A 24,648-nucleotide genomic window follows, 5' to 3' on the forward strand; every position below is an offset into this window, starting at 1 on the left:
CCCGCGCTCCACTCTTCAGTTGCGACGCTTGGTCGCGAGGAACTCCGCGGCCCAACGCTTCACCGTGTCCGCCGCATCGGCACCCTCGACCGGGCGGAGGGTGGGGATGATGGACGGCGCGGACGGGCCTTCTTCACCCTGGGGACCCACGGACTGCGTCTGGCCCTTCTTGCGGACCCACACGCGGGGGCCCGCCGGAGCGGGAACCGCGGTGCGCGCGGGCGTCTCCGCCGAGCTCTCCGAGCGACGACGGCGAGACAGGATGACATCCGGAATGGAGTGGGGCGCGGCGTGCTCGACCCAGGCGGCGTGGAGCCGACCGGTGGCCACCATCTGCCGACGCTTCTGGTAGTGCGCCGAGCAATAGCCGAGCGTGCGGACGGGCTGTCGACATCCGATGACAGCACAGGCCACGGGCTGCTCGACGACGGCCTGGGCCACGGGCTCCGGCTGCTGCGGCGCGGGGGCCGCCTTCCTCTGCACGGGGGGCGCGGAGTAGGGCTGGCCGCTCAGCCGCTCGGACAGACGGCGCATGGCCGTCATCAGCGGGGCGAACGACTCCTGCACGGCGCCGTGCACGATGGCCTGGAAGGCCTCATCCAGTGACGGCGTCGCCGAGGAAGCGCCGCGCGCGGGAAGAGAGCGAGGGGTTCGGGGGGAGGGGGTGACGCGACGGGCTCTGGGCATGTAACGCTTGGCGTAGCACGGCTCAGGTGGTTCGACCATCCGTGAATCTGACTCCTTTGGGCAGGGGGACACTTGCTCCAAAGCCTCTCCAGGAGACAGGCGCTGCCTGCGTGATTGTAAATCGCGAAGAGCACCTCTCCTCCGCATGTCGAGTAGAAGTGGTTCGTCGCGCCACGCCTGGAGAGGACGAGCCCATGTCTCCCCACTCGCCGTCGCACGACGTGTTGCGCTGCACGAGCCCGAGGGGGGCTCGGCATGCCTTGTTCGCGTATCCCGACGATGACGCCCTGCGCTCATGGATGGGAGGTCGTCGCTTCGGACCTTCGTTGCCGCCGGTGTCCGCGCAGTTGGAGGTCCGGATTCAGCGCGTGGGGGTGTTGCCGGAGCTCACGGATGACGGCCTGCCGTTGATGACTCCGCGGCTGCGGCAGGCGTTCGACGAGGCGGGGGTGGTCAACCTCGATTGCTACCCGGCCGTCGTAGTCAACAGGCAGGCGCGGCGCTGGGACTACGTGGCGTTCAACATCGTGGGCCGCATCGCCGCGGCGGACCCCGCCAGGTCCGTTCTCCATCCGTCGATTCCCTGGGTGGACCGGCTGGTGCTCGTGGAGGACGCCCTGCGCGAGCTGTCGGTGTGCCGGCTGGCCGAGTCGCCCGACGTCATCCTCATCAGGGCCGACATCAAGGCCCACGTCGAAGCGAGCGGCATCTCCACACTCAGCTTCATCGCACCTGGCAACTGGGTGGGCTGAGCGCTTCGTTGGGAGTGCGAATGCGAGGGCCTGAAAAAGCGAAAGCCCCCAAGTCTTTTGGACTTGGGGGCCTTCTTTTGGCGAGGAGTACGGGACTTGAACCCGTGGCCTCCGGCGTGACAGGCCGGCGTTCTAACCAACTGAACTAACTCCCCACAACCTTGGGCGGAACAGGGATTGAACCTGTGACCCTCGCCTTGTAAGGGCGACGCTCTGCCGCTGAGCTATCCGCCCGCAGGCGTGTTCCGCGTTGCGACGAGCGGGCTTTTATAAGTGGCTCACTCCACTGTCAAGCACCTGTTGCGAAGACCCAGGATCTTCCGTCACCGGCCGCGCGGAGCGTGAAAACGCTCGTGCGGCCGGTGACTTAGGAGCCTAGGGGACAGGCGCGACGTCCACCGTGCCCAGGGAGTCCGGGGCCACGCCGTTGGACGAGCCGCCCGGCAGGTCCTGTGGCTGCCAGTCGCCGTAGCAGTAAGGTCCGGTGCCCACCCGGAAGCGCCACAGGTAGCCGTGGTTCAGGGCGGCGTTCGCCGGGAGGTCGGCCCGGTACTCGTCGTCGTTGTTGGTGTCGCTCTGCACCACGCCGGCGACCCAGGTCCATGCGGGGCTGACGCCCGGGTCCTGCGTCTTGGGGCCGTGGCCCAGCTCGGCTGAGAGGGTGGTGGCCGGGGGAGGGGCGTTGGTGACGCCGTCCTCGTAGATGAACCCGTACATGGTCCGGGCACCGCCCAGGTCGCTGAGCTTCAGCGGCCACTGGAGTCGGCAGTAGTCGATGCCGGCGTGGTTGCCCACCGTGAGGGCGTGCTGCTGGCCCTGGGTGTAGCCCCCCACGTCGCTGCCGTCCTTGTCGCAGTAGGTCCACGTGGAGCCGTCCGTGGTGTAGCGCAGGCTCACGGCTCGACTCGCCGTGTAGGCCGGACGCAGCTCCGTGGTGAACTCGTCCGTGTCCGCCTCACCCGAGGCCTCGCCCAAGTACGTCGCCGGCTTCCAGGTGAACGACGCCGGGGTGGTGGAGGCGTCCACGTCCGCGTTGCCCAGGCCGACCTGCACCTGGAGCCCCGTGCCCGCGCCGGGCCCGTTGGTGACGCCGGGGATGCGCACGCGGCCCGTCACGGTGACAGCGTCGCCGCTGCCCACCGTCGTCCCGCTCACGCTCTGCAGCCGGCAGACGCCCGTGGCCGCCGCCTGCACCGTCAACGTGCCCGCGTCCGCGATGTCGAAGCCGTCATCCGTCCCGTCCGCGTCGCAGTACACGTAGGGGCCGGTGCCCAGCTTCACGCGGTAGGCGAACTGGAAGCTGCCCGCCGTGCCCGGGTTGGGCAGGGTGGCCCGGTACTCGTCATTCTGGGTGTTGCCCGTGTCGGCGCCATGCGTCGCCGCCACCCACTGCCAGCCGCCACCCGTGTGGGCGCTGCCGGTCGGCCCGTAGCCCAGCTCCGCGACGATGCCCGCACCGGCGCCCGCGCCCGGCGTCACGCCCGCCTCGTGCACCTGCACCGCGATGACCTTCGAGGCCGCCTCGCCAATGGCGTAGGCCTCGACAGGGGGCGCGGCTTGCGTCTCACCGCCCAGTCGGCACCAGTCCACCTGCGGCGGCACCACGGCGGCCACCGTCAGGACCGACGCCTGCGCCGGCTGGTAGCCGTTGGCGCTGCCGTCCCGGTCGCAATAGGCCCAGGCTCCGGTCTGATACCGGAAGCGCACGGCCACCGCGTAGGTGCCCTCCGTCGAGGGCGCCGTCAGCGACGTCTCGTAGGAGTCCTGCGCCCCGCTGTCCGTCTCGCCCGCGAAGCTCGCGGCCGTCCAGCTCCAGCCCGTCCCCACCACCGGGTCGGAGTTCTCCGGGCCATACCCCACTTCCGAGGTGATTCCCGCGCCCGCCGCGCCGCTCGTGACGTCCGTCACCGTCGTCACCAGCGCCTTGCCGTGCACCACCTGCGTGGCGCCGCCCGGCGTCGCACTCAGCGTGGCCGGGCCCACCAACTGGCACGTGTCCACGCCCACGGCCTTCACCTCCAGGCCACCGGCCTGGTCGAGCGAGAAGCCGTTGCCGAGCCCGTCCGCGTCGCAGTAGCGGTACGTGCCGCCATTCACGTTGAAGCGGATGGCGAACTTGTAGCGGCCCACCGTGCCCGGGTTGGGCAGGGCGGCCTTCCACTCGTCGTTGTTTCCGCCGCCCGACTCGCGGTTGAAGCTCGTCCCCGTGGAGGTCCACTGCCAGCTCGCGGCGTCCGGAGCGGCTGCCTCGGGGCCGTAGCCCACCTGGCCCTGGATGCCCGTGCCTCCGCCCGTGCCCGGCGTGACGCCCTCCATGTAGACCTGGGCGTAGATCTCCTTCGTCGCCTGGCCCACGCGGTACACCTCGCTGGGCGCCGCCTCGGTGGCCTCACCGCCGAGCTTGCACCAGTTGATGGAGATGTCCTGGGCCGCGCTCACGTTGAGCGTGCCCATCTTCGTGGTGTCGAAGCCCGTGGGCCCGCCGCTGTTGCCGTCCGAGTCGCACAGCAGATACGCGCCGTCGTTCACCTTGAAGCGGTAGGCGAACCGGTAGCTGCCCAGCGTGCCCGGGTTGGGCAGCGTGGCCTCGAACTGGTCGTTGTTGCCCAGCTCGTTCGTGTACGCGGCCGTCGTCGCCCAGTTCCACTGCGCCGACGTGGCCGGATTCTCCGCCGCCGGACCCCAACCGAGCTGGCCCACCAGCCCCGTGCCCGCGCCCGCGCCGCTCGTCACGCCCTGCACGAACACCTGCGCCACCACCTTGCGGTTGGCCACCGCGTCCGTGGCGTACGTCACCGTCTCCGGCGTCGCATTCCCATCCGGCCCCAGCTTGCAGTAGCCGATGACCTTGGGGACCACGATCTCACCCGCGACGGTGAGCTGGCCCAGCTGCGCCAGCTCGAACTCCTGGCCACCGTCATCCACGCCGTTGCCGTCGCAGACGCGCAAGGGGCCGCCGTTGGCGCTGAAGCGCACCGCGTACCGGTAGTCGCCGTTCAGGCCCGGGTTGGGCAGCGTGCCCTTCCACTCGTCGTTGACGTCGAAGTTGTCCTTGTTCCAGGCCAGCGGCGTGGCCCAGTTCCACAGCGGAGAGGTGCGCGGGTCCTCACCCGCGGGACCCCAACCGAGCTGGCCGGCCAGGCCCGGGCCCGCGCCCACCTTGTCCGTCACGCCCGGCAGGTTGACCTGGGCGAAGACCGTCTTGAACCCCGACGTCTGCGTGGTCTGGTAGTTGATGACCTCGGGGGCCTTCTGGTCCTCGCCAATCTTGCACCAGCTGACTTGCGGCTTCGGCGCCTCGGTGCCCACGGTGAGCGTGCCCAGCTTCGCCAGGCTGAAGGCCAGCTCGCCCTCGGCGCTGTCGTTGACGCCGTCCGCGTCGCACACGCGCCACGCGTTCTCACTGATGCTGAAGCGGAAGGCGAGCTTGTACGTGCCCACCGTGCCCGGGTTGGGCAGGTCCGCTTCCCACTCGTCGTTGTTGCCGTGCTCGGCCTTGTAGACGGCGGGGACCCACGTCCACGCGGCGGAGTCGCGAGGGTCCGAGTCCACCGGCCCCATGCCCAGCTGCGCCACCAGCCCCGAGCCCGCGCCAGCGCCCTGGGTGATGCCCGCCGCGTACACCTGGCCGGCCACCTTGAGCAGCGTCGTGTCGGTGGGGCGGTAGAACAGCTCCGGGCTGGCGCGGTTCCCGTCCGGTCCCAGCTTGCAGTAGTCCACGCGCGGCCGGGTGATGAACACGCGGCGCAGCATGTCCTCCGACAGGCCGTTGGCGATGCCGTCGCCGTCCGCCATCACCCACGTCTTCCCTCCGTCGATGGAGAAGCGGATGGTGATGACCCACTCGCGGCTCTCGCCGCCAATGGCCGGCTGCAAGAGGACGTTGCCCTTGTAGATGTCCGCCTCGCCGCTGTCGGAGTCGCCCTCGTACGTGGCCTCCTCCCAGGTGTAGCTGTCCGCGATGAGCAGCTCTCCGCTCGCCGGTGCGAAGCCCACCTGCGCGCGCACCCCGCCGCCCTGGCCCACGCCTCGGGTGAGGCCGGCCACGGTGATGGCGCCGCGCACGAGCACGCCCACCGGCTGCCCGCCGCTCACCGCGTCGGTGTTGCCGTTGATGATTTCGGCCTGGTCGATGTTCGCCGTCGGAGGGCCTTCGTAGTTGAAGCCCTTCACCAGCACGCCGTAGGCGCCGTCCGGATTGACGACCCGCACGTCCACCTGCGCGGTGCTCGCCGTGGGCGAGTAGCCGTAGATGCGGAAGGAGTTGACCACGACGACGCGCAGGGCCTCCTGGTTGCCCAGGTAGAGCTTCGCGCCCTGCTCGAAGCCGGAGCCATAGACGTTGATGAGCGTGTTGCCCGCGATGGGGCCACCGGCGGGGGTGATTTCCCTCACGGTGGGCGGGATGGCCGAAGGGGGCAGGCCGCCGTCCGGGTCATCACCACAGGCAGCGAGGAGCAACGACAACACGAGAAGAAGGGACCTCGGACAACGCGACGACATCGGCCATCACCCCTTGACGCCGCCGGCGGTCAACCCGCCGACGAGGTGCTTCTGGAGAGCGAAGAACAACGCCATGACCGGCGCGGAGACAATCAACGCGCAGGCGGCGAACTTGCCCCATTCCACCTTGTACTCGCCCACGTACCGCTGGAGGGCGACGGGCAGGGTGAAGCGGGTCGGGTCATTGATCAGCGTGGCGGCGAGGACGAACTCGTTCCACGCCGTCATGAAGGAGAAGAGCGCCGTCACGGCCAGCGCGGGGCGGGCCAGCGGCAAGACCACCTTGATGAACACCTGGAAGGGCGAGGCTCCGTCCATCACCGCCGCCTCCTCCAACTCGCGCGGCAGCGTGTCGAAGTAGCCCTTCAGCATCCAGATGCAGAAGGGCAGGGCGGTGGTGGCGTACACCAGCACCAGCCCGGTGAGGCTGTCGAGCAGCCGCAGCTTCTGGAGGATGCCGTAGATGGGTACCAGCATCAGCGTCGCCGGGAACATCTGGGTGACGAGCAGGGCCTGCATGCCGCCCTCCTTGCCCGGGAACTTGAAGCGCGAGAGCGCATACGCCGCGGTCACCGCGAGCGTCAGCCCCACCACCGTCGTGGCGCCGGAGACGATGAAGCTCGCCAGCACCTGCCGGCCGAACACCCAGCGGCCCTGTGCATCCGAGCTGAGCAGCACCTCCCGGAAGTGGTCGAACGTCACCGCGTCCGGGAACGGGTTGGCGGTGAGCGCCATGCTGTCCGATGGCGATAGCGCCATCTTCACCACCCACAGCACCGGGTAGAGCGTCACCATGCACATCAGGCTGAGCCCCATGTGGATGACGGCCATCTTCAAACCCGAGGGCTTCTTCATGACGCCTCCTCCGGCTTCATCAGGCGCCGGGTGAAGACCGACCAGCCCATCAGCACCACGAAGATGAGGACCGAGTACGCCGCCGCGAAGCCGTACTGCTCATTGCGCTGGAAGGCCCAGCGGAAGGCCTCCGACACCAGGATGTCCGTGGCGCCGCCCGGCTCGCCTCCGGACACCAGGTAGATGATGTTGAACATGTTGAACGTCCACACGCTGCCCAGGATGACGGCGGGCAGCATCGCGGGCTTGAGCAGGGGCAGCGTGATTCGCCGGAACTGCGTCCACTTGCTGGCCCCGTCCACCTCCGCGGCCTCGTACAGCTCCGGGGGGATGGACTGCAGCGCGCCCAGCGCCACCACCATCATGAACGGGAAGCCCAGCCACGTGTTGGTGGCCACGTTGGCGGCGAAGGCCGTGGAGAAGCGGGTGAACCAGCTCACCGGCTCCAGGTCCAGCGCCACGAGCAGGCCGTTGATGGCGCCGAACTGCCGGTGGAACATGCCCTTCCACATCAGCGCGGTGATGTAGTTGGGCACCGCCCACGGGATGATGAGCAGCACCCGATACACGCCGCGCATCTTGAGCAGCGGGTCCTTCAGGATGAGCGCCAGCCCCAGGCCGATGCTCACGTGCAGCACCACGTTGACCACCGCCCACAAGAGCGTCACCGCGAGCGTGAAGTAGAACGAGAGCGGCTCGGTGATGCTGTAGCCACGGCTGGCGAGGATGTCGACGAAGTTGGCCAGGCCCACGAACGTGTACTGCCCCGCGTCGTGGTGGAACAGCGACAGCGTCAGGCCCACGGCGAAGGGGATGAACACCAGCACCAGCAGGCCCGCCGCCGCGGGCGCGACATACGCCACCGCGCGCGAGACATCCGGATAGCGCTGACGGAACGTCTGGCTCTGCGCCGGCCGCCGCAGCACCCACGCGGTGCCTCCACCCAGGGCCATCACCCCCGCGAGCGTCAGCCAGGGCATGGGGCTGGCTTCGGGCGGACGCTCCCGGTGCAGGGCCCGGTAGCGACGGTCCGCGAGCGCGCCCGCGTCCTCGGGCCGGGTTCCGCCCTGGAGCACCGCGCGCAGCGTCAGCTTCATGGGCTCCCACACCCGCGCCATCTCCAGCGTGTTGGGCATGGGCGTGGCGTCCCGCGCCGCCTCGCGGAAGGACGAGATGAGCGTGTCGTCCTTCACCTCCTGGAGCTGGTAGGCGGCCACGTTCGCCGGAATCTGCCGGCCCACCGTGGTGAGCACCCGCGACGCCTCGCCCAGCGACAGGAAGCGCGCCAGCTCGTGCGCTCGTGCGGCCTGCTCCGTGCGCGAGGAGACGAAGGCCGCCTCCACGCCGAGGAAGGGCTTCATCGGCGTGCCCGTCTCGCTCACCGTGGGCAGCGCCACCACGCGGTACTGCACGGACGGCGCGATTTCTCCCGCGAACCAGGGGCCGCTGATGGTCATCGCCACGCGGCCGTCGTTGAAGAGCGTCTTCACCAGCGCCCCCGACACCTCCTGGGGCATCATCCGCTCGTCCTGGAGCTTCTTCACGAACGCCAGCGAGCGCGCCATCCCCGGCGTGTCGAAGCTCGCGCGGCCCGTGGCGTCGAAGAGCGGCCCGTCGAAGCCGAAGAGGAACGGCGCGTGGAAGTAGAAGTCCCCGCTCTCGTAGGCCAGCCCGAAGCGCCCCTCCGCCGGGTTCGACAGGGTGGGCAACAGCGCCAGCAGCTCCGCCGTGTTGGTGGGCGGGCGCGGCACCAGCTTCGTATTCACATAGAGCGCCAGCGACTTGAGCGACATCGGATAGCCGTACACCTGGCCATCCACCTCCAGCGCCTCCACCGTGTTGGCGAAGTAGTCGTCGCGCACGAGGACACCCGTCGTGGGCGCCAGCAGGTTCTGGCCCTGGAAGTTGCGCAGCCGCTCGTGATTGAAGATGAAGACGTCGGGGCCCGCGCCGTGGGGAATGGCGTTGGTCAGCTTGGCCGCGTAGGCGTCATAGGGCAGGGCGAGCATGTCCACCCTCACGCCCGTCTTCTCGGTGAACAGCGTCGTCGCCTGAAGGAGCGCCGACTCCTCTCCACCTCGGTACGCGTGCCACAGCTTGAGGGGCGCGGGCTGGGCTTCCGCCGCGCGCGCACTCCACGCGGTGGCGAGCAGCACCAGCGCCAGCAGCCTGCTCAAGACGCCACCTCCAGCGACTCGCGCTCCACGGGATGGCGCAGGGCCACCGAGCCGTCTTCGGTGAACACATGCAGCGCGTCCGCCATGGGCGCCAGAAACACCTTGTCGCCCACCGATACCTGGGTGCCCTTGTCGAAGCGCGCGGCCACCGAGCCTGCTTCTGTATTGACGAAGGCGTACCCGTCGAACCCCAGCCGCTCCACCGCGTCCACCGTGCCCGTCAGGGGCCCCAGCGCCGCCACGCGCAGGTCCTGGGGACGCAGGCCCACCAGGACGTTGGACGCGCCCGGGGCGAGGTCCGACGGGGAGAGCAGGGTGAAGCCCTTGCCCACCAGGTTCGCCCCATCGCGACGGGCCTCGAGGAAGTTCATGGCGGGCGAGCCGAGGAAGCCCGCGACGAAGCGGTTCGCCGGTCGGTTGTACAGCTCCAGCGGGGGACCCACCTGCTGCAACACGCCCGCGTTGAAGACGGCCACCCGGGTGGCCAGCGTCATCGCCTCCACCTGGTCATGGGTGACGTAGATCATCGTCGCGCCCAGCCGGCGGTGCAGCCGCGCCAGCTCCCCGCGCATCTGCACCCGCAGGGCCGTGTCCAGGTTGGACAGGGGCTCGTCGAAGAGGAAGACCTTCGGCCGCCGGACGATGGCTCGCCCCATGGCCACGCGCTGACGTTGACCGCCCGACAACGCCTTGGGCTTGCGCTCCAGCAGGTGGCCCAGCTCCAGCATCGCCGCGACTTCGTCCACCCGGGAGGCAATCTCCGCCGCGGGGAACTTCCGCAGCGTCAGGCCGAAGGCCAGGTTCTCCCGCACCGTCATGTGGGGATAGAGCGCGTACGACTGGAACACCATGGCCACGTCGCGATCACGCGGGGGCACGTCGTTGACCCGCGCCCCGCCGATGCGCACCTCGCCCGCGTCCACCTGCTCCAGCCCCGCGATGAGCCGCAGCAGCGTCGTCTTCCCACAGCCCGAGGGCCCCACCATGACCAGGAACTCGCCCTGTCCCACCTGAAGGTCCACGCCCTTCACGATGAGGTTCGGGCCAAACGACTTCTTGATTCCGTTCAGGGTGACTTCGGACAAGACACACTCGGAAAATGAGGGGAGGAACGGCGCGGCACATTACCCGCAGCCTCACAATTTCCTCAAACCTGCCCGGTTGGGCGCAGTGCGTTATTCTCGCCCTGGCCCATCCGGAAGTTTCCGGGTCCCGTAGAGTGACAACGGGGGTGGCCGCCTTGTCAGCCCCGGAAGGCGCTTGTTATGGAAGCTGACATCCGGTTCGTCGAGGTCTACCCCACCGTATGAGCACTCCCCGTTGGTCCCTCCCGAGGGGCGCGACCCTGGTCGCTTTTCTGTTCGCCGTCGGTTGCAGCGAGAGCGACTACGTCCGGCTCTACCACAGCGAGGCCCGCGCCCCGAGCTACTCCGTCGAGGACGTCGAGGCGATGAAGCACATGGGGGCGACGTTCACCGACCAGGGGGTCAACTTCGCCCTCTACTCGGAGAACGCGACGCGGCTGGAGCTGCTCCTGTTCGATGATCCGGAGAGCAACCGGCCTTCGCGCACGTACCCGCTGACGCGCTACGGGGATGTGTGGAACGTCTACGTGGAGGGCGTGGGCCTGGGGCAGCACTATGGCTTCAGGGCCTGGGGGCCCAACTGGGAGTTCGACGAGCGCTGGTTCCCCGGCACCATCCACGGCTTCCGCGCGGACGCGGACGTGGACGGCAACCGCTTCAACCCGAACAAGCTCTTGACGGACCCCTACTCGAAGGCGCTGCACCGGGACCACGACTGGAGCAAGGGCAGCACCGCCAGTGGCCCGGCGCGCACGGAGGTGACGTACGCGGCCTCGGCCAAGAGCGTCCTCGTCCAGAGCACCTACCAGTGGGGCGAGGCGGAGCGGCAGTGGCGGGACAACCGTCAGAACGAGCAGTGGAAGGGCCACAAGTGGCAGGACCTCATCGTCTACGAGGTCCACGCCAAGGGCTTCACCGCGGACCCCGCCAGCGGCGTGCGCTTCCCCGGCACCTACCGGGGCCTGGGCGAGAAGGCCGACTACTTCAAGGACCTGGGCATCACCGCCGTGGAGCTGCTCCCCATCCACGAGAAGCCGCTGGACGGCGGGTACTGGGGCTACCAGACCATCAACTTCTTCGCGCCCGAGCTGTCCTACGCCGCCTTCAAGCGGCCGAACGAGGTCATCGACGAGTTCAAGTGGATGGTGGAGGAGCTGCACAAGCGCGACATCGAGGTCATCGTCGACGTCGTCTACAACCACACCGGCGAGGGCGGCCTCTGGCGCGAGAAGCTGGAGTCGGACGACGTGCTGCCCGGCGAGCCGCTGGACTCGTTGGACCCGGCGGAAGTGGCGGGCGTGTACTCGTTCCGCGGCATCGACAATCAGGCGTACTACGGCCTGACCGGGGACCGGCGGATGTACTGGAACAACACGGGCGTGGGCAACCAGACGCGGCCCAACCACCGGCCCATGCGCAAGCTCATCATCGACAGCCTGCGCTTCTACACCGAGGAGCTGCACGTCGACGGCTTCCGCTTCGACCTGGCGCCCATCCTTGGCGAGAGGGACCAGGACTACAACCGCTGGGACGACCCGAAGAACACGGTGCTTCAAGAGATTGTCGATGACCCGGTGCTCCAGAAGTACAACACGCGCATCATCGCGGAGCCCTGGAGCGCGGGCGGCTGGTACTGCATGCCCATGGGCGAGTTCCCCAACTCCCTCACCCAGCCCGGCAACGGCTGGTACGAGTGGAATGGCCGCTTCCGCGACTGGTGGCGTGCGTTCATCAACCGCGACGACTGGAAGCTCAACTCCAACGAGGGCTCGCTGTGCGGCAGGCCGGGCTCGGCGGACGGCGCCTTCCTGATGTACGGCAGCAAGGAGTGGTACTCGCGCAATGGCCGCCGCCCGTATCACTCGATGAACTTCATCACCGTGCACGACGGCTTCACCATGTACGACCTGTTCGCGTACGAGGCGAAGCAGAACAAGTGCGGTCCCCTCAACCCGGTGTGCTGTGACACGCCGAACAGCCCCTTCTGCGACAAGGTGAGCGGCGAGGACCACAACCGCTCTCGCAACTGGGGCCCGGTGGGTGACGCGCGCGGGGAGAGCATGCGCCGGCAGATGATGCGCAACGCCTTCATGGCGATGATGATCAGCCACGGCACGCCCATGATTCTGGGCGGCGACGAGTGGATGCGCACGCAGCTGGGCAACAACAACGCCTACTCCACGCGCGCTGACAACGCCTTCAACTGGTACCAGTGGGGCGCGTATCTGGCGCGCGACGAGCGGCACCGGATGTACGAGTTCGTCAAGGCGGCCATCCGCCTGCGCAAGGAGCACTCCTACGCCTTCGCGCCGCCGGACTACGAGAAGGGCTCGCCCCTGGTGTGGAAGAGCGCCCAGAACACCGAGGAGGTGGCCTGGGACACCAAGCAGCTGATGATGCACTACCCGGACACGTCCCACGGTCCGGAGCTGGTGGTGCTCATCAACATGGAGCCTCGCGCGGTGGAGTTCACCCTGCCGCCCGGACGCCAGTGGAAGCGGCTCATCGACACGCAGGCCTACTTCGACAGCCCCGAGTATCTGTCCGCCACGGGCCTGGAGTCCCGTGTCACGGGCAACTCCTGGCTGGACGCGCCGTCCCTGGTGACGGGGACGACCTACGGGGTGCCCGAGCGCACCATCGTCGTCCTGCGCGCGGAGTAGGGGCAGGCAGGCGAGGTGCGCTATAAGCAGGGCCCGTCCATGCGAGTCCTGCCAGCGCGCCTCGGCGCCCTCCTGCTGCTCCTCATCCCGCTCGTCACCCTGGCCGACGCATCGAGAGATCGCTTCGGCGCCGCGGGCTACTTTCGCATCATGACCCGCCCGGACTTCTCGGGCGGCTCCGGCCAGCTCGGTTACTACTGGCTGTACGGCCGGCTCCTCAACGAGAGCCCCTACGGCGAGCTGAACCTGAGACTGGACGTGCTCCAGTCCGCCCCGGGCACGGACGAGGCGTGGGCGGAGGTGCACACGCGCTTCTCCGGCACGTCCTTCCGCTCGGCGGACCCGGGCAACGGCTCCTTCGTCAACTTCCGCGCGGACTACCTGTTCGTGCGCGCCGGCAACATCCTGCTCGACCGGGTGACGTGGCAGCTGGGCACGCTCGAGGACCGCTGGAACGACTTGCACATCTACGACCAGCGGCCGGCGACGCTGCTCTGGGACACGGTGGGCCTGTCCGGTACGTATCAGGCGGACCGCTACGACGTGCTGCTGGCGGTGGGTGACAGCGGCTACACGCTGCGTCCCCAGAAGTACAACACGGTGCTCACCGGCGCCGCGTCCTTCCGCTACCGGCTGATTCCGGGGCACCTGGAGCTGGGCGTGCGCGGGCAGCTCGGCTACGAGCCGAAGGTGCGTGGCAATCGCAACGCGCTCTACAACTCGCCCAACACGAACTACGAGGACTACGTGCGGCGCGAGGTGGTGCAGCGCTTCTTCGAGGCGAACCCGGGCCTGGAGGACTACGTGGTGCCCAACCTGTCGCCGCGCAGCGCGCTGTCCTACCGGGCCATGGGCTACGTGGGCTTCGGCAACCTGGGGCCGCTGGTCTGGGACAACCTCTACCTCACCTTCGAGCGCAAGCACCCCGACCAGGCCTACACGGAGCGCTACCGGAACCAGGACTGGAACGTCTTCGTCGCGGACCAGACGGACGAGCGCTACGAGGCGGCGCTGGGCAACGAGGCGTACATCAAGCTCATCCCCGACAAGCTGGAGGCCCTGTGGGGTGTCTGGGTGGGGTACGCGTACAACAAGGACAACGCCATCAAGCCCGGCGACGACGACCGCTTCATCGCGTCCACGGTGCTGCGGCTCCAGTACTTCCTCACCGAGCGCGTGCATCTCCTCCTGGAGACGAGCATCGCCACGGAGCGCAGCCAGAACGGCAACCTGTATCGCAACCACGTGGACTCGGTGTTCACCAACACCGGGGGCGTGCCGGACTCGCGCGGCCTGGAGTACGGCGACAGCGACACGCGCAACACGTGGCAGGGAAAAGTCGGTGTCGTGCTCACGCCGACGGGCCGCGGCATCTACGCGCGCCCCAGCCTGCGGCTGCTGTACGGCCTGCAGAACTCCTCGCAGCACGCGGCGTTCGGCAATTCGTTCGTGGACAGCCTGGACCAGTACAACACGTACATCGGCCCCGAGCGCCACTGGCACTCGGTGGTCGCCATCGAGGCCGAAGGATGGTTCTGAGACAGCGGTGGATGGTCGTTCTCTTCCTGGCGCTCGCGGCGTCGGGCTGCCTGAAGCGGCAGGGGCCGCCGGTGCTGGCGCCCGAGGGCACGGTGGTGGCGGTGGCCTATATCCGGGACGACGCGCAGCGACGCGGCACCGTGGCGCAGGTCCCCGAGGGCGTCCGGCAGCGCATCCAGGAGGCCCTGGCCAAGCGCAACCTCACGGTGCAGGAGGTGCCCTACGAGCGGTACGCCACCGAGTTCGCGAAGGTGTCGGACTCGCAGCGCCGCTTCGCGATGCTCAAGCAGCAGGCCCCCGAGGCCCCGCTGCTGCTCCTGGTGGAGACGCGGGTGTCGTTCTTCGGCCAGGTGGGAGGGCGCTTCTCCTGGGACGTGTACGTGAAGACGACGGCGAACCGCGCCTCGTCCAAGCTGGAGCCGACCAGCGACTTGCAGGACTACGGCGCCGCGCTCCAGTTCGACCAGCAGCGCGAGGATGACGCGCAGAACGAGGTCTCCCGCCAGATTTCGGGGCAGGCCGCCGCGCTGTTCGACTCGTTCCTCGCCTCGCCCATGCTGGTGCCGAACACGGACGGTGGCCCTGGGGTGGTGCCTGGACTGGACGCGCCGGCCGGCGAGGGAATCGAGCCGGGCAAGAGCACGCCGACGGAGCTGCCTCCGCCCGGGCCCGAGGCTCCGCCCGTGCCGCCCCCCGCGCACAAGCCGTACCGGGGCCTGTGGATGCCGCCGGACGGCGACGCCATCTACTTCGTGATGGTGGACCGCTTCTCCAACGGAGACGCGCGCAATGACGGGGCGGTGGATGCGAAGGACGCGCAGGCCTTTCACGGCGGAGACCTGCGGGGTGTCATCGACCGACTGGACGGGCTGAAGTCGCTCGGTGTCCGCACGGTGTGGCTTTCACCCGTCTTCCAGATGCGGACGGAGAAGTTCTACGGCTACGGCGCCTTCCACGGGTACTGGGTAGAGGACTTCGGCCAGGTGGAGCCGCGCTTCGGTGACGCGGCCCTGCTGACGCGGTTGTCGGACGAGCTGCGGCGCCGGGACATGCGGCTGGTGCTGGACGTGGTGCTCAACCACGTGGGCCCGGAGACGCGGCTCACGCGCGAGAAGCCCGAGTGGTTCCACGGCCTGGGTCCCATCGAGAACTGGAGTGACTCGCGCGAGCTGGTGATGCGCGACGTGCACGGGCTGCCGGACCTCGCGGTGGAGCAGGAGGAGGTCTATGCGCACCTGCTGTCGAAGTCGCTGAAGTGGGTGGACGCGGTGAAGCCCGCGGGCTTCCGACTGGATGCCGTCAAGCACCTGCCGATGGACTTCTGGGCCCGCTACAACGACGACGTGCGCGCGCACGCGGGCAACGACTTCCTCCTCCTGGGTGAGCTGCTGGACGGCGACCCGGTGCTGCTGGCGCGAGTGATGAAGGAAGGGCGCTTCGGGACCATGTTCGACTTCCCGCTGGCCTTCGCGCTGGTGGACGTCTTCTGTCGGAGCCGCTCGCCGGCGCACCTGGGCGCGGTCCTCTTCAACGACAGGCTGAACCCGGCCCCCGGCTCGCTGGTGACGCTGCTGGACAACCACGACTTGCCCCGCGTCATGAGCGAGTGCGGTGGGGACGTGGAGAAGGTGAAGCGCGCGCTGGCGGTGCAGCTCACGGCGCGGGGTGTACCGGCGCTGACGTATGGCATCGAGGAAGGGCTCACGGGCGCGAAGGAGCCGGAGAACCGGGGCGACATGCGCTTCACGCCGGACCACCCGCTGCGTGCGTGGATTGGTCGGCTCTTGGAACTACGGCGGGGCAGCGGGGCCCTCCAGCGTGGCGAGACACTGGTGCTCGCCGCCCGGGAGGACCTCTTCGCCTACGCCCGCGTGACGCCCGACGAGGCCGTGTTCATCGCCATCAACTCCGGGACGAAGCCCCGGGACGTGTTCCTCCCCAGCGAACTGGGCGAGGACGGCCAGGCCACGGACCCGCTGACGGGCTTCCAGGGCATGCTGGGCCGGTACGCCGAGTCCGCGTACTTCCACGTCTCGACGCCTCCCGGAGAGGTGACGCTGCGCCGGCTGAAGCCCCGCGCGCCGGGTGGCTTCGCCGCGCTCGCCCGGAAGGCGCGGGCGTGGTGGCGTGGTGAGGGTGAGCGTCGCACGGTGGTGCTCGCGACGGGGGAGGCCTCCGTGCGCGTGGTGGGCGGCGGGCCGGAGCTGGGCGGGTGGAAGGCCGAGCGCTCGCTGCGCCCGGAGGCGGGCGCCGTGACACTGTCGCTGCCCGTGGGGGGCCTCTTCGAGTACAAGCTCGTCCGGGACGACGGCCCGGGGAAGTTCGCCTGGGAAGGCGGACCCAACCGGCTGCTCTACGTTCCCGAGTCGGACGCGTCCGGCGTCGACAGCCAGGGTCCCCTCCGTGTGGAGGTGGCCTGGGAGCAGCGCCCCGTCGTCGCGGTACCGTCCGCCCTCGTCAGCCCTTCCTATTTCCGCTCCCGACCGGAGCCCTGACCCAGAGCTCGAAGTGAACGACCGACTCCTCCGCGCCGCCCGCCGCCAGCCCACCGACACCACTCCGGTCTGGCTCATGCGTCAGGCTGGCCGCTACCTGCCCGAGTACCGGGCCATCCGCGGCAACATCGCCTTCCTGGACCTCTGCAAGCACCCGGACCTGGCCGCCGAAGTGACGGTGCAGCCGGTGACCCGGCTGGGCGTGGACGCGGCCATCATCTTCTCCGACATCCTGATTCCCGTGGAGGCGATGGGAATCACGCTGGAGCTGGGTGACAAGGGCCCGCACTTCCCGCAGCCCGTGCGCACCGCGGCGGACATCGACAAGCTGGGCGTGCCGGACCCGGTGGAGGGCACGGGCTTCGTGGCGGAGGCCATCCGCCGCACGCGCAAGGCGCTCAACGACTCCGTGCCTGTCATCGGCTTCGCGGGCGCGCCCTTCACGCTGGCCGCGTACATGGTGGAGGGCGGCGGCTCCAAGAGCTACATCCTCATCAAGCGTCTGATGTTCGAGCAGCCGGAGCTGGCGCACCGCCTGTTCGGCAAGCTCACCGACACGCTCATCCCCTACCTCAAGATGCAGGTGGAGGCGGGCGCGAGCATCGTCCAGATTTTCGACTCATGGGGTGGCGAGCTGTCGCCGTGGGACTACGAGCGCTTCTGCATGCCCTACCTGACGCGCATGGTGTCCGAGCTGAAGGCCACCGGCGTGCCCGTCATCGTCTTCGGCGTGGGCATGTCCACGCACCTGCCGCTGCTCAAGCGCACGGGCGCGGACGTGGTGGGCCTGGACTGGACGATGCCCATGGACGAAGGCCGGCGCGTGCTGGGGCCGGACGTTTCAGTCCAGGGCAATCTGGACCCGCTGCACCTGTTCCTTCCGCGTGAGGAATTGGACGGACGCGTCAAAGACATCCTCCTGCGCGCGGGCCCCGTGGGGCACATCTTCAACCTGGGCCACGGCATCCTCCCGCCCTCGGACCCCGAGGCCGCGAAGTTCGCCGTGGAGGCCGTGCACCGCCACGGTGTCGCGCTCCGTCAGGGAACGCTGACGCCGTAAAGCTCCAGGGTCGCTGCGCGCCCGTCTGGGCATGCGCGCGGCCTGTCGTAACCTTTCACGCCACACGGAGCCCGACTCTTGTGGCGTGAAAGGTCTCTGCGCCAGGGATTGAGCGCCGCGTCATGCCCGCAATGTCTTTGTTTGGTTTTGGGCACGAGCATTGCTCCGTCGCCGGCCCGCAGCCCGCCATTCATTCCCTCTTCTCGACCCTGACCTCTTCGACCCGGACCGGTGCGGCTGAACCCGCGGCACCACGAGGAGCGTATGCAACATCGTCACTCACACCCCCGAACCACCTTCAGCTCTGCCATCACCTTGTTGGCCCTGGCCGCCTTCACCTGGGGTGGCACCGCCCAGGCGCAGACCTTCACCCACGGCATCGCCGACAACTTCGCCGCGCCCACCGAGCCGGTGTCGCCCAGCGCCGGCATGCTCAACTACATCGCGGCGAACTACGGCTTCCCCGGCTCGCGTGCGTTCGACGACCTGAGCTTCGACCGGTGGTTCGCCACCACCTTCACCAACCTGCGCCGCAACGGCCCCATCTGTGGGGCCACCCTGCGCATGACGGTGCGCAACCAGGGCGGCAATGACTCCATGGGCCTGATGTTCATGGGGCCGGCCGGCACGCCGCTCGCCGCCGGGTGGGGCGACTCCCTGGTGAACCTGGGCGTAGCCCTGAACACCACGGGCACCATCAACCTCAACCTGGCGGCGCTGCCGGGCGCGGTCAACCTCATCCCGACGCTCAACGCCCAGGGCTTCGTGGACGTCATCGTCCAGGACGACTCGGGCGTGGACTCCGTCACGCTCATCGTCACCCAGTGCCGCGTGGACGTGTACTCGAAGGACAACACCAGCGACTTCGGCAACTCGCCGACGGTGGACCCCATCTGGGTCAGCCCCGACATTCGCGTCTGTCAGAACCCCGGCTGCGTGGGCCACCAGAACCCCGAGTTCGGCCAGCCGAACTACGTCTACGTGACGCTGCGCAACAACGGTCCGCTGGCGCCCGTGGGCAACCCGGCGAGCGGCACGCTGATTGTCTACTACACCGGCTCCGGTGGCGCGGCCATGTGGCCCATGGACTGGGCGACCATCGGCTCCACCGCCGTCAGCATCCCCGCGGGGGCCACGCAGGAGTTCATGGTGCCCTGGACGGGTGTGCCGGCGCCGGGCCACTACTGCCTGCTGACGCGGTGGGTGTCGGCGCAGGACCCGATGACGCTGGTGGAGCTGAACCCCTCCAACACGCTCAACAACACGCGCTGGAACAACAACCTGGCGTGGAAGAACGTGAACGTCGTCAACCTGACGCAGTTCGCGCCCTCGAGCGAGTACGACTTCCGCCTGCGCAACCTGCTGCGTGACGCCCAGGGCCAGGCCGCCCTGGAGGTTCGCATCCCCGACCGCACCGGTGGCCCGTCCTTCCTGGAGCGCGGCCAGCTCATCCTCACGCTGCCCCAGGAGCTGTGGGCCCGCTGGCAGCGTCAGGGCACGGGCTTCGAGGTGGTGGGCGAGCGCCAGGTGCGCATCGTCAACCCGAACGGTGCGCGGCTGGAGGGCCTGATGCTGGACCCGAACGGCGCTCACCATGTCGGCGTGCGCTTCGCCATCCAGGCGACCACGACCGAGCAGGGCAAGTTCGCGGTGGACTTGGTCCAGCACTCGGCCAGCGAGGAGAACCCGACCAAGGTCGAAGAGGCGGGTGGCGTTCGCTTCGACATCACCGTGGGTCAGCAGGCGGACACCAACGCGAAGTAGTCGTGCGCGGGGCCTGACCCCGTGAGCAGCAAGACGAGGGGGTGGAGGTGCCCGTCACGGGCCCTTCGCCCCCTCGCTCCATTGCGGGCCAGGCGTGCCTCGGGACAAATGCTCGCGGATTGACTCTTGAGTCAATCGCGGGTTGACGCGGCGCATCACCGTCCGTTAGATGCGCTTCACTCGTCGTCTCGGGAGGGTGAGGCACACATGGCAAGCGAGAAGCGCAACGGTCACCGCAGGGTGGCCATCGTCCGCGGCCTGCGGACCCCATTCGTCAAGGCGGGCACCGTCTTCGCCGGGCTCACCGCGCTGGATTTGGGCCGCATGGTGGTCCAGGAGCTGGTGCAGCGCTCGGACCTGGACCCGAACCTCATCGACCAGTTGGTGTTCGGCACGGTGATTCCGTCGCTGACGGCGCCGTCCATCGCCCGCGAAGTCGTGATTGCCGCGGGCCTGCCGATGAAGATTGAGGCGGCGACGGTGACGAAGGCCTGCGCGACGTCCATCCAGGCGATGACGACGGCGGCCAACTCGATTGCGGTGGGCGAGGTGGAGGTGGCCATCGCCGGTGGCACCGAGGCGATGTCGGACGCGCCCGTGTTCACCAGCCGGCCCCTGGCGCACGCGCTGGCGGCGGCCTCCAAGGGGCGCTCGCTGCCGGAGAAGCTCAGGCCCTTCCAGAAGCTCAAGGCGACAGATTTGGTGCCGGTGCCGCCCGCCATCGCCGAGTACTCCACGGGCCTGTCCATGGGCGAGAGCGCGGAGAAGATGGCCAAGGAGAACGGCATCTCCCGCGACGAGCAGGACCGGATTGCCCTGGCGTCGCACAAGAACGCGGCGGCGGCGTGGAAGGACGGCCGGTTCGACAACGAGGTGATGCACGTGTCGGTGCCGCCCCGGTACGAGCAGACGGCGACGCGCGACAACATCATCCGCGAGGACTCCACGCTGGAGGCGCTGGGCAAGCTCAAGCCGGTGTTCGACCGCAAGTACGGCACCGTCACCGCGGGCAACGCGTCGCCGCTCACGGATGGCGCCGCGGCGCTGCTGTTGATGAGCGAGGAGCGCGCCCGCGCGCTGGGGTACGAGCCCTTGGGGTACCTGCGCTCGCACGCCTACGCGGCCACGGACCCGGGGGACCAACTGCTCCAGGGGCCGGTGTACGCGGTGCCCACGGCGCTCAAGCGCGCGGGGCTGAAGCTGGCGGACATCGACCTCGTCGAGATGCACGAGGCCTTCGCCGCGCAGGTGGGCAGCAACCTCCAGGCGCTCGCGTCCAAGTCGTTCGCGAAGAAGGCGGGCTGGAGCGAGCCGGTGGGTGAGATTGACCGGGAGCGGCTCAACGTCACGGGCGGCTCCATCGCCATCGGCCATCCCTTCGGGGCGACGGGGGCGCGCATCGTCACCCAGGCGCTCAACGAGCTGAAGCGTCGGAACAAGAACACGGTGATGTGCACCGTCTGCGCCGCCGGCGGCCTGGGCGCCGTGGTGGTCCTGGAGCGTGCGTGATGGCCATCAAGCTTGAAGAGCTCGAGGCGAAGCAGGGCTTCTCCCTCTCCGTGGAGGACGGCGTCGCGGTCGTCACGTTCGACCTGCCGGACTCGGCCGTCAACACGCTGTCCCCCGAGGTGGGCTCGGCCTTCACCGTCCTGCTGGAGGAAGTGGAGCGCGAGGCGGGCGTGAAGGCGGTGGTGCTCATCTCCGGCAAGAAGGACAGCTTCGTCGCCGGGGCGAAGATCGACTACCTCCAGACGCTCAAGACGGCGGAGGAGGCCACCGCGATGAGCCAGCAGGGGCACGCGGGCTTCGACCGGCTGGAGGCGTTCCCCAAGCCCGTCGTCGCGGCCATCCACGGCGCGTGTCTGGGCGGCGGCCTGGAGTGGGCGCTGGCGTGCCACTACCGCATCGCCACGGACAGCCCCAAGACGACGCTCGGTCTGCCGGAGGTACAGCTCGGCTTGATTCCGGGGGCCGGCGGCACGCAGCGGCTGCCCGCGCTCATCGGGGTGCAGGCGGCGCTGGACCTCATCCTCACGGGGAAGAACGTCAAGCCGTCCAAGGCGAAGAAGCTGGGCATCGTCGACGAAGTCGTGCCCACGCCCATCCTCCGCGCGATTGCGCTCCAGCGCGCGCGGGAGCTGGCGGAGGGCACGCTGAAGCCCGAGCGCGCGCACGGCCAGGGCTTCAAGGGAGTGGGGCAGAAGAAGGGCGTGGCGGGCTTCTTCCAGGGGCTGGCGAACAAGGAGCTGTGGGCGGAGGTCGCCCTGGAGGACAACCCGCTGGGCCGCAAGGTCCTCTTCGACCAGGCGCGCAAGCAGCTGCGCAAGAAGACGCGTGGCAAGTACCCGGCGCCGGAGAAGGCCTTGCAGGTCATCCGCGTGGGCCTGGAGTCCGGGCGCAAGGCGGGCCTGGAGGCGGAGGCGAAGGCGTTCGGCGAGCTGGTGATGTCGGACGTGTCGAAGCGGCTGGTGGAGGTCTTCTTCGCGACCACGGCGCTCAAGAAGGAGAACGGCACGGCCGACGCCAGCGTGAAGCCGCGCGAGGTGAAGAAGGTCGCTGTGCTGGGTGGCGGGTTGATGGGCGGCGGCATCGCCTACGTGGCCGGCGTGCTCCAGGGCGTGCAGGTGCGGGTGAAGGACAAGGACGACGCGGGGACGAGCCGCGCGCTGAAGCAGGTGCAGGGCATCCTGGACGAGCGCGTGAAGCGGCGCTCGCTCACGTGGCGCGAGGCGGCGGCGAAGCAGGCGCGAATCACCGCGGGCACCGACTACAGCGGCTTCAAGGCGGCGGACCTGGTCATCGAGGCGGTGTTCGAGGACCTGAAGCTCAAGCACCGCATCCTCGCGGAGGTGGAGGCCGTCACCGGCCCCGACGCCATCTTCGCGTCCAACACCTCCAGCATCCCGATTACGGAGCTGGCCAAGGGCAGCCAGCGGCCGGCGCAGGTCATCGGCATGCATTACTTCAGTCCGGTCAACAAGATGCCGCTCCTGGAGATCATCACCCACGCGGGCACGGCGGACTGGGTGACGGCCACGTGCGTGGAGGTGGGGCGCAAGCAGGGCAAGACGGTCATCGTCGTGAATGACGGGCCGGGCTTCTACACCTCGCGCATCCTCGCGCCGTACATGAACGAGGCGGCGTACCTGCTGGCCGAGGGCGCTGACATCGCCGCGCTGGACAAGGCGCTGGTGGAGTTCGGCTTCCCGGTGGGGCCGATGACGCTGTTGGACGAGGTGGGCATCGACGTGGCCCACAAGGTGGGGCCCATCATGGAGGCGGCCTTCGGCAAGCGCATGGCGGCGCCGAAGTCGCTGGACGGCGTGGTGGCCGACGGCCGGCTGGGCCGCAAGAGCCAGAAGGGCTTCTACGTCTACGAGAACGGCAAGAAGAAGGAGGTGGACCCGACGGTCTACGCCCTCCTGCCGCACGGCAAGGAGCGCAAGTCGTTCGATGCCTCGGAGATGGCGGAGCGGCTGGTGTTGCAGATGGTGAACGAGGCCATCCGCTGCCTGGGCGAGGGCATCCTCCGCAGCGCGCGCGATGGTGACGTGGGCGCCATCTTCGGCCTGGGCTTCCCGCCGTTCCTCGGCGGACCGTTCCACTACGCCGACAGCCGTGGGCCGGCGGACGTGCTGCGCAAGCTGGAGCACTACCAGGACAAGTTCGGTGAGCGCTTCACTCCCGCACCGCTCCTGGTGGAGATGGTGAAGGCGGGCAAGACGTTCTACCCGCGCTGAGCGCGAGGTCTCCGCCGGGGTGAGGGAGCGTGACTTCCCACCCCGGTGCTTGACCGGGGTGGTGTTCTAGGAACAGCCTGCCGCCCGCATGGCCCGCTCCGCGTCCCGCACCATCGCCCTGGTCGTCCTCGTCGCAGTCCTGCTCTGCGGCGCCGCCGCCGCGGCCGGGGCGTGGCGCTACTTCCACAAGAATCCTCGGAACCCCGTCGTCCGCCTGGACGAGTACGTCACCATGGGTTGGGTGGCGTGGGATTCGAGCTGGTACATGCGGATTGCCCAGGAGGGTTACCAGTACACGCCGGGCGAGCAGAGCTCGGTGGCCTTCTTCCCGCTCTATCCGCTGCTCATCCGCGCGGTGGAGACGCTGGGGCCCAACGTCTATCAGGCCGGGGTGCTGATAACGCTGCTGTGCGGACCGCTGGCGCTGCTCATGTTCACGCGCTGGGCGAAGCTGCTGACGGATGACGACACGGCGCTGAAGGCCGGGCTGTTGATGGCGCTGTACCCCTTCACAATGTACTTCTACGGCGCCATGTACTCGGACGCCCTGTTCGTCCTGCTGGTGGTGTCGTCCTTCCTGTTGTTGGAGAAGGGGCACCTGGCGCCGGCGGTGCTGGTGGCGGCGGTGGCGACGGCGGCGCGGCCGGTGGCTCCCGCGGTGGTGTTGGGGCTGTTGGTGCGGCGGCTGGAGTGGAAGCACGCTCGGGGCGAGAAGTGGGGCGTGGTGGACTTCATGCCGGTGCTCTCGGGGCTGGGCTTCGGTTGCTACATGCTCTTCCTGTGGCACAAGTTTGGAGACCCGTTCGCCTTCGTGAAGGTGCAGGGCGCGGCGGGCTGGGCGCAGCAACCCGGCTGGCACACGTGGCTCAAGATGGGCTGGTTCGAGCGCGTGGTGCTCAATCCCACGGACAAGCGCGAGGCGTTCCGACTGGCCGCGCACGCGTTCTTCACGTTCCTGGCCCTGGCGTTGGTGTGGCCCACGCGCAAGCTGCTGGGGTGGGGTTATGCGGTGTATGTGCTGGCGATTGTCGGCCTGCCCGCATGGTCCACGAAGGACTTCATGGGCATGGGGCGGTATCTGCTGTCGTCGTTCCCTGTCTTCCTCACGGGTGCGCTGTTGTTGAGGCAGCGGCCTCGCCTGCTCCAGGGCGCGCTGGCGGTGGGCGCGGTGTCGCTGCTCGTGCTGTCCTGGGCCTTTGGCGCGGACTACTACATCTCATGAGCACGCTCCTCGAGCAGGCCCTCGCGCTGTACTCCGGGCTCCCCGCCGCCGAGCGGTTCCATGTGCATGCGCGCGCGTCGTCCGCGCCGCTGCTCGCGGTGGCCGA

General features: G+C 68.9%; 14 protein-coding genes and 2 tRNA genes. 9 read left to right on the forward strand and 7 right to left on the reverse strand.

The window, feature by feature from the left end; genetic code table 11:
• Positions 1–15: 15 nt before the first annotated feature.
• Positions 16–687, reverse strand: a complete 672-nt coding sequence (locus tag ACN469_RS09195; protein ID WP_498766235.1) for a cell wall protein — start codon at positions 685–687, stop codon at positions 16–18.
• A gap of 194 nt (positions 688–881) precedes the next feature.
• Here ACN469_RS09195 and ACN469_RS09200 point away from each other — a divergent pair, with 194 nt between their 5' ends.
• Complete coding sequence (locus ACN469_RS09200) at positions 882–1,439, forward strand: hypothetical protein (RefSeq protein ID WP_498766237.1); 558 nt, start codon at positions 882–884, stop codon at positions 1,437–1,439.
• Positions 1,440–1,517: 78 nt separating this feature from the next.
• Here the strand turns inward: ACN469_RS09200 and ACN469_RS09205 are convergent.
• From ACN469_RS09205 to ACN469_RS09230, 6 genes are all read right to left on the reverse strand, one after another.
• Positions 1,518–1,594: transfer RNA gene (locus ACN469_RS09205), tRNA-Asp, on the reverse strand.
• Between the two features lie 7 nt (positions 1,595–1,601).
• Positions 1,602–1,673, reverse strand: a tRNA-Val gene (locus tag ACN469_RS09210).
• Positions 1,674–1,814: 141 nt separating this feature from the next.
• Positions 1,815–5,909: an IPT/TIG domain-containing protein gene (locus ACN469_RS09215; protein ID WP_498766239.1), complete on the reverse strand. Its 4,095-nt coding sequence runs from the start codon at positions 5,907–5,909 to the stop codon at positions 1,815–1,817.
• Between the two features lie 39 nt (positions 5,910–5,948).
• Positions 5,949–6,797 (reverse strand): sugar ABC transporter permease, encoded by an 849-nt coding sequence (locus ACN469_RS09220; RefSeq protein ID WP_498766241.1) that lies wholly within the window; start codon positions 6,795–6,797, stop codon positions 5,949–5,951.
• Positions 6,794–8,974 carry an extracellular solute-binding protein gene (locus ACN469_RS09225; protein ID WP_498766243.1) on the reverse strand — a complete coding sequence of 727 codons (2,181 nt, stop codon included), beginning with the start codon at positions 8,972–8,974 and terminating at the stop codon, positions 6,794–6,796. Before ACN469_RS09225 ends, ACN469_RS09220 begins: the two co-directional genes overlap by 4 nt.
• Positions 8,971–10,059, reverse strand: a complete 1,089-nt coding sequence (locus ACN469_RS09230; RefSeq protein WP_498766245.1) for an ABC transporter ATP-binding protein — start codon at positions 10,057–10,059, stop codon at positions 8,971–8,973. The genes ACN469_RS09225 and ACN469_RS09230 overlap by 4 nt, the downstream gene beginning before the upstream one ends.
• A 221-nt stretch (positions 10,060–10,280) precedes the next feature.
• On the opposite strand from ACN469_RS09230, the gene ACN469_RS09235 reads away from it, so the two are divergent.
• The 8 genes from ACN469_RS09235 to ACN469_RS09270 all read left to right on the forward strand — a co-directional run bounded on the left by ACN469_RS09235 (position 10,281) and on the right by ACN469_RS09270 (position 24,542).
• A complete protein-coding gene (locus ACN469_RS09235) occupies positions 10,281–12,722 on the forward strand; it encodes a glycogen debranching protein (protein WP_498766247.1) in 2,442 nt (813 codons plus the stop codon).
• 39 nt (positions 12,723–12,761) lie between these two features.
• Positions 12,762–14,261 (forward strand): hypothetical protein, encoded by a 1,500-nt coding sequence (locus ACN469_RS09240; protein WP_498766248.1) that lies wholly within the window; start codon positions 12,762–12,764, stop codon positions 14,259–14,261.
• Positions 14,252–16,756, forward strand: a complete 2,505-nt coding sequence (locus tag ACN469_RS09245; RefSeq protein ID WP_498766250.1) for an alpha-amylase family glycosyl hydrolase — start codon at positions 14,252–14,254, stop codon at positions 16,754–16,756. The genes ACN469_RS09240 and ACN469_RS09245 overlap by 10 nt, the downstream gene beginning before the upstream one ends.
• Positions 16,757–16,769: 13 nt before the next feature.
• The gene (hemE, locus tag ACN469_RS09250; protein WP_498766252.1) at positions 16,770–17,816 is read left to right on the forward strand and encodes a uroporphyrinogen decarboxylase; all 1,047 of its coding nucleotides are present in this window, start codon (positions 16,770–16,772) and stop codon (positions 17,814–17,816) included.
• Positions 17,817–18,080: 264 nt separating this feature from the next.
• Positions 18,081–19,580, forward strand: a complete 1,500-nt coding sequence (locus ACN469_RS09255; RefSeq protein ID WP_498766254.1) for a hypothetical protein — start codon at positions 18,081–18,083, stop codon at positions 19,578–19,580.
• 207 nt (positions 19,581–19,787) lie between these two features.
• The gene (fadI, locus tag ACN469_RS09260; RefSeq protein WP_498766256.1) at positions 19,788–21,089 is read left to right on the forward strand and encodes an acetyl-CoA C-acyltransferase FadI; all 1,302 of its coding nucleotides are present in this window, start codon (positions 19,788–19,790) and stop codon (positions 21,087–21,089) included.
• The gene (gene fadJ / locus ACN469_RS09265; RefSeq protein WP_498766258.1) at positions 21,089–23,320 is read left to right on the forward strand and encodes a fatty acid oxidation complex subunit alpha FadJ; all 2,232 of its coding nucleotides are present in this window, start codon (positions 21,089–21,091) and stop codon (positions 23,318–23,320) included. Before fadI ends, fadJ begins: the two co-directional genes overlap by 1 nt.
• Positions 23,321–23,408: 88 nt before the next feature.
• Complete coding sequence (locus ACN469_RS09270; protein ID WP_498766260.1) at positions 23,409–24,542, forward strand: mannosyltransferase family protein; 1,134 nt, start codon at positions 23,409–23,411, stop codon at positions 24,540–24,542.
• Positions 24,543–24,648 lie beyond the last annotated feature (106 nt).

The organism is Corallococcus terminator (assembly GCF_049194865.1).
GTDB lineage: Bacteria > Myxococcota > Myxococcia > Myxococcales > Myxococcaceae > Myxococcus > Myxococcus terminator_A.

Excerpts from the sequence above, each read along its gene's own strand:
- ACN469_RS09195 (WP_498766235.1), bottom strand. The coding sequence starts at position 687 with ATGCCCAGAGCCCGTCGCGTCACCCCCTCCCCCCGAACCCCTCGCTCT.
- ACN469_RS09200 (WP_498766237.1), top strand. The coding sequence starts at position 882 with ATGTCTCCCCACTCGCCGTCGCACGACGTGTTGCGCTGCACGAGCCCG.
- ACN469_RS09235 (WP_498766247.1), top strand. The coding sequence starts at position 10,281 with ATGAGCACTCCCCGTTGGTCCCTCCCGAGGGGCGCGACCCTGGTCGCT.
- fadI (WP_498766256.1), top strand. The coding sequence starts at position 19,788 with ATGGCAAGCGAGAAGCGCAACGGTCACCGCAGGGTGGCCATCGTCCGC.
- ACN469_RS09255 (WP_498766254.1), top strand. The coding sequence starts at position 18,081 with ATGCAACATCGTCACTCACACCCCCGAACCACCTTCAGCTCTGCCATC.
- fadJ (WP_498766258.1), top strand. The coding sequence starts at position 21,089 with ATGGCCATCAAGCTTGAAGAGCTCGAGGCGAAGCAGGGCTTCTCCCTC.
- ACN469_RS09270 (WP_498766260.1), top strand. The coding sequence starts at position 23,409 with ATGGCCCGCTCCGCGTCCCGCACCATCGCCCTGGTCGTCCTCGTCGCA.
- ACN469_RS09240 (WP_498766248.1), top strand. The coding sequence starts at position 12,762 with ATGCGAGTCCTGCCAGCGCGCCTCGGCGCCCTCCTGCTGCTCCTCATC.
- ACN469_RS09220 (WP_498766241.1), bottom strand. The coding sequence starts at position 6,797 with ATGAAGAAGCCCTCGGGTTTGAAGATGGCCGTCATCCACATGGGGCTC.
- ACN469_RS09245 (WP_498766250.1), top strand. The coding sequence starts at position 14,252 with ATGGTTCTGAGACAGCGGTGGATGGTCGTTCTCTTCCTGGCGCTCGCG.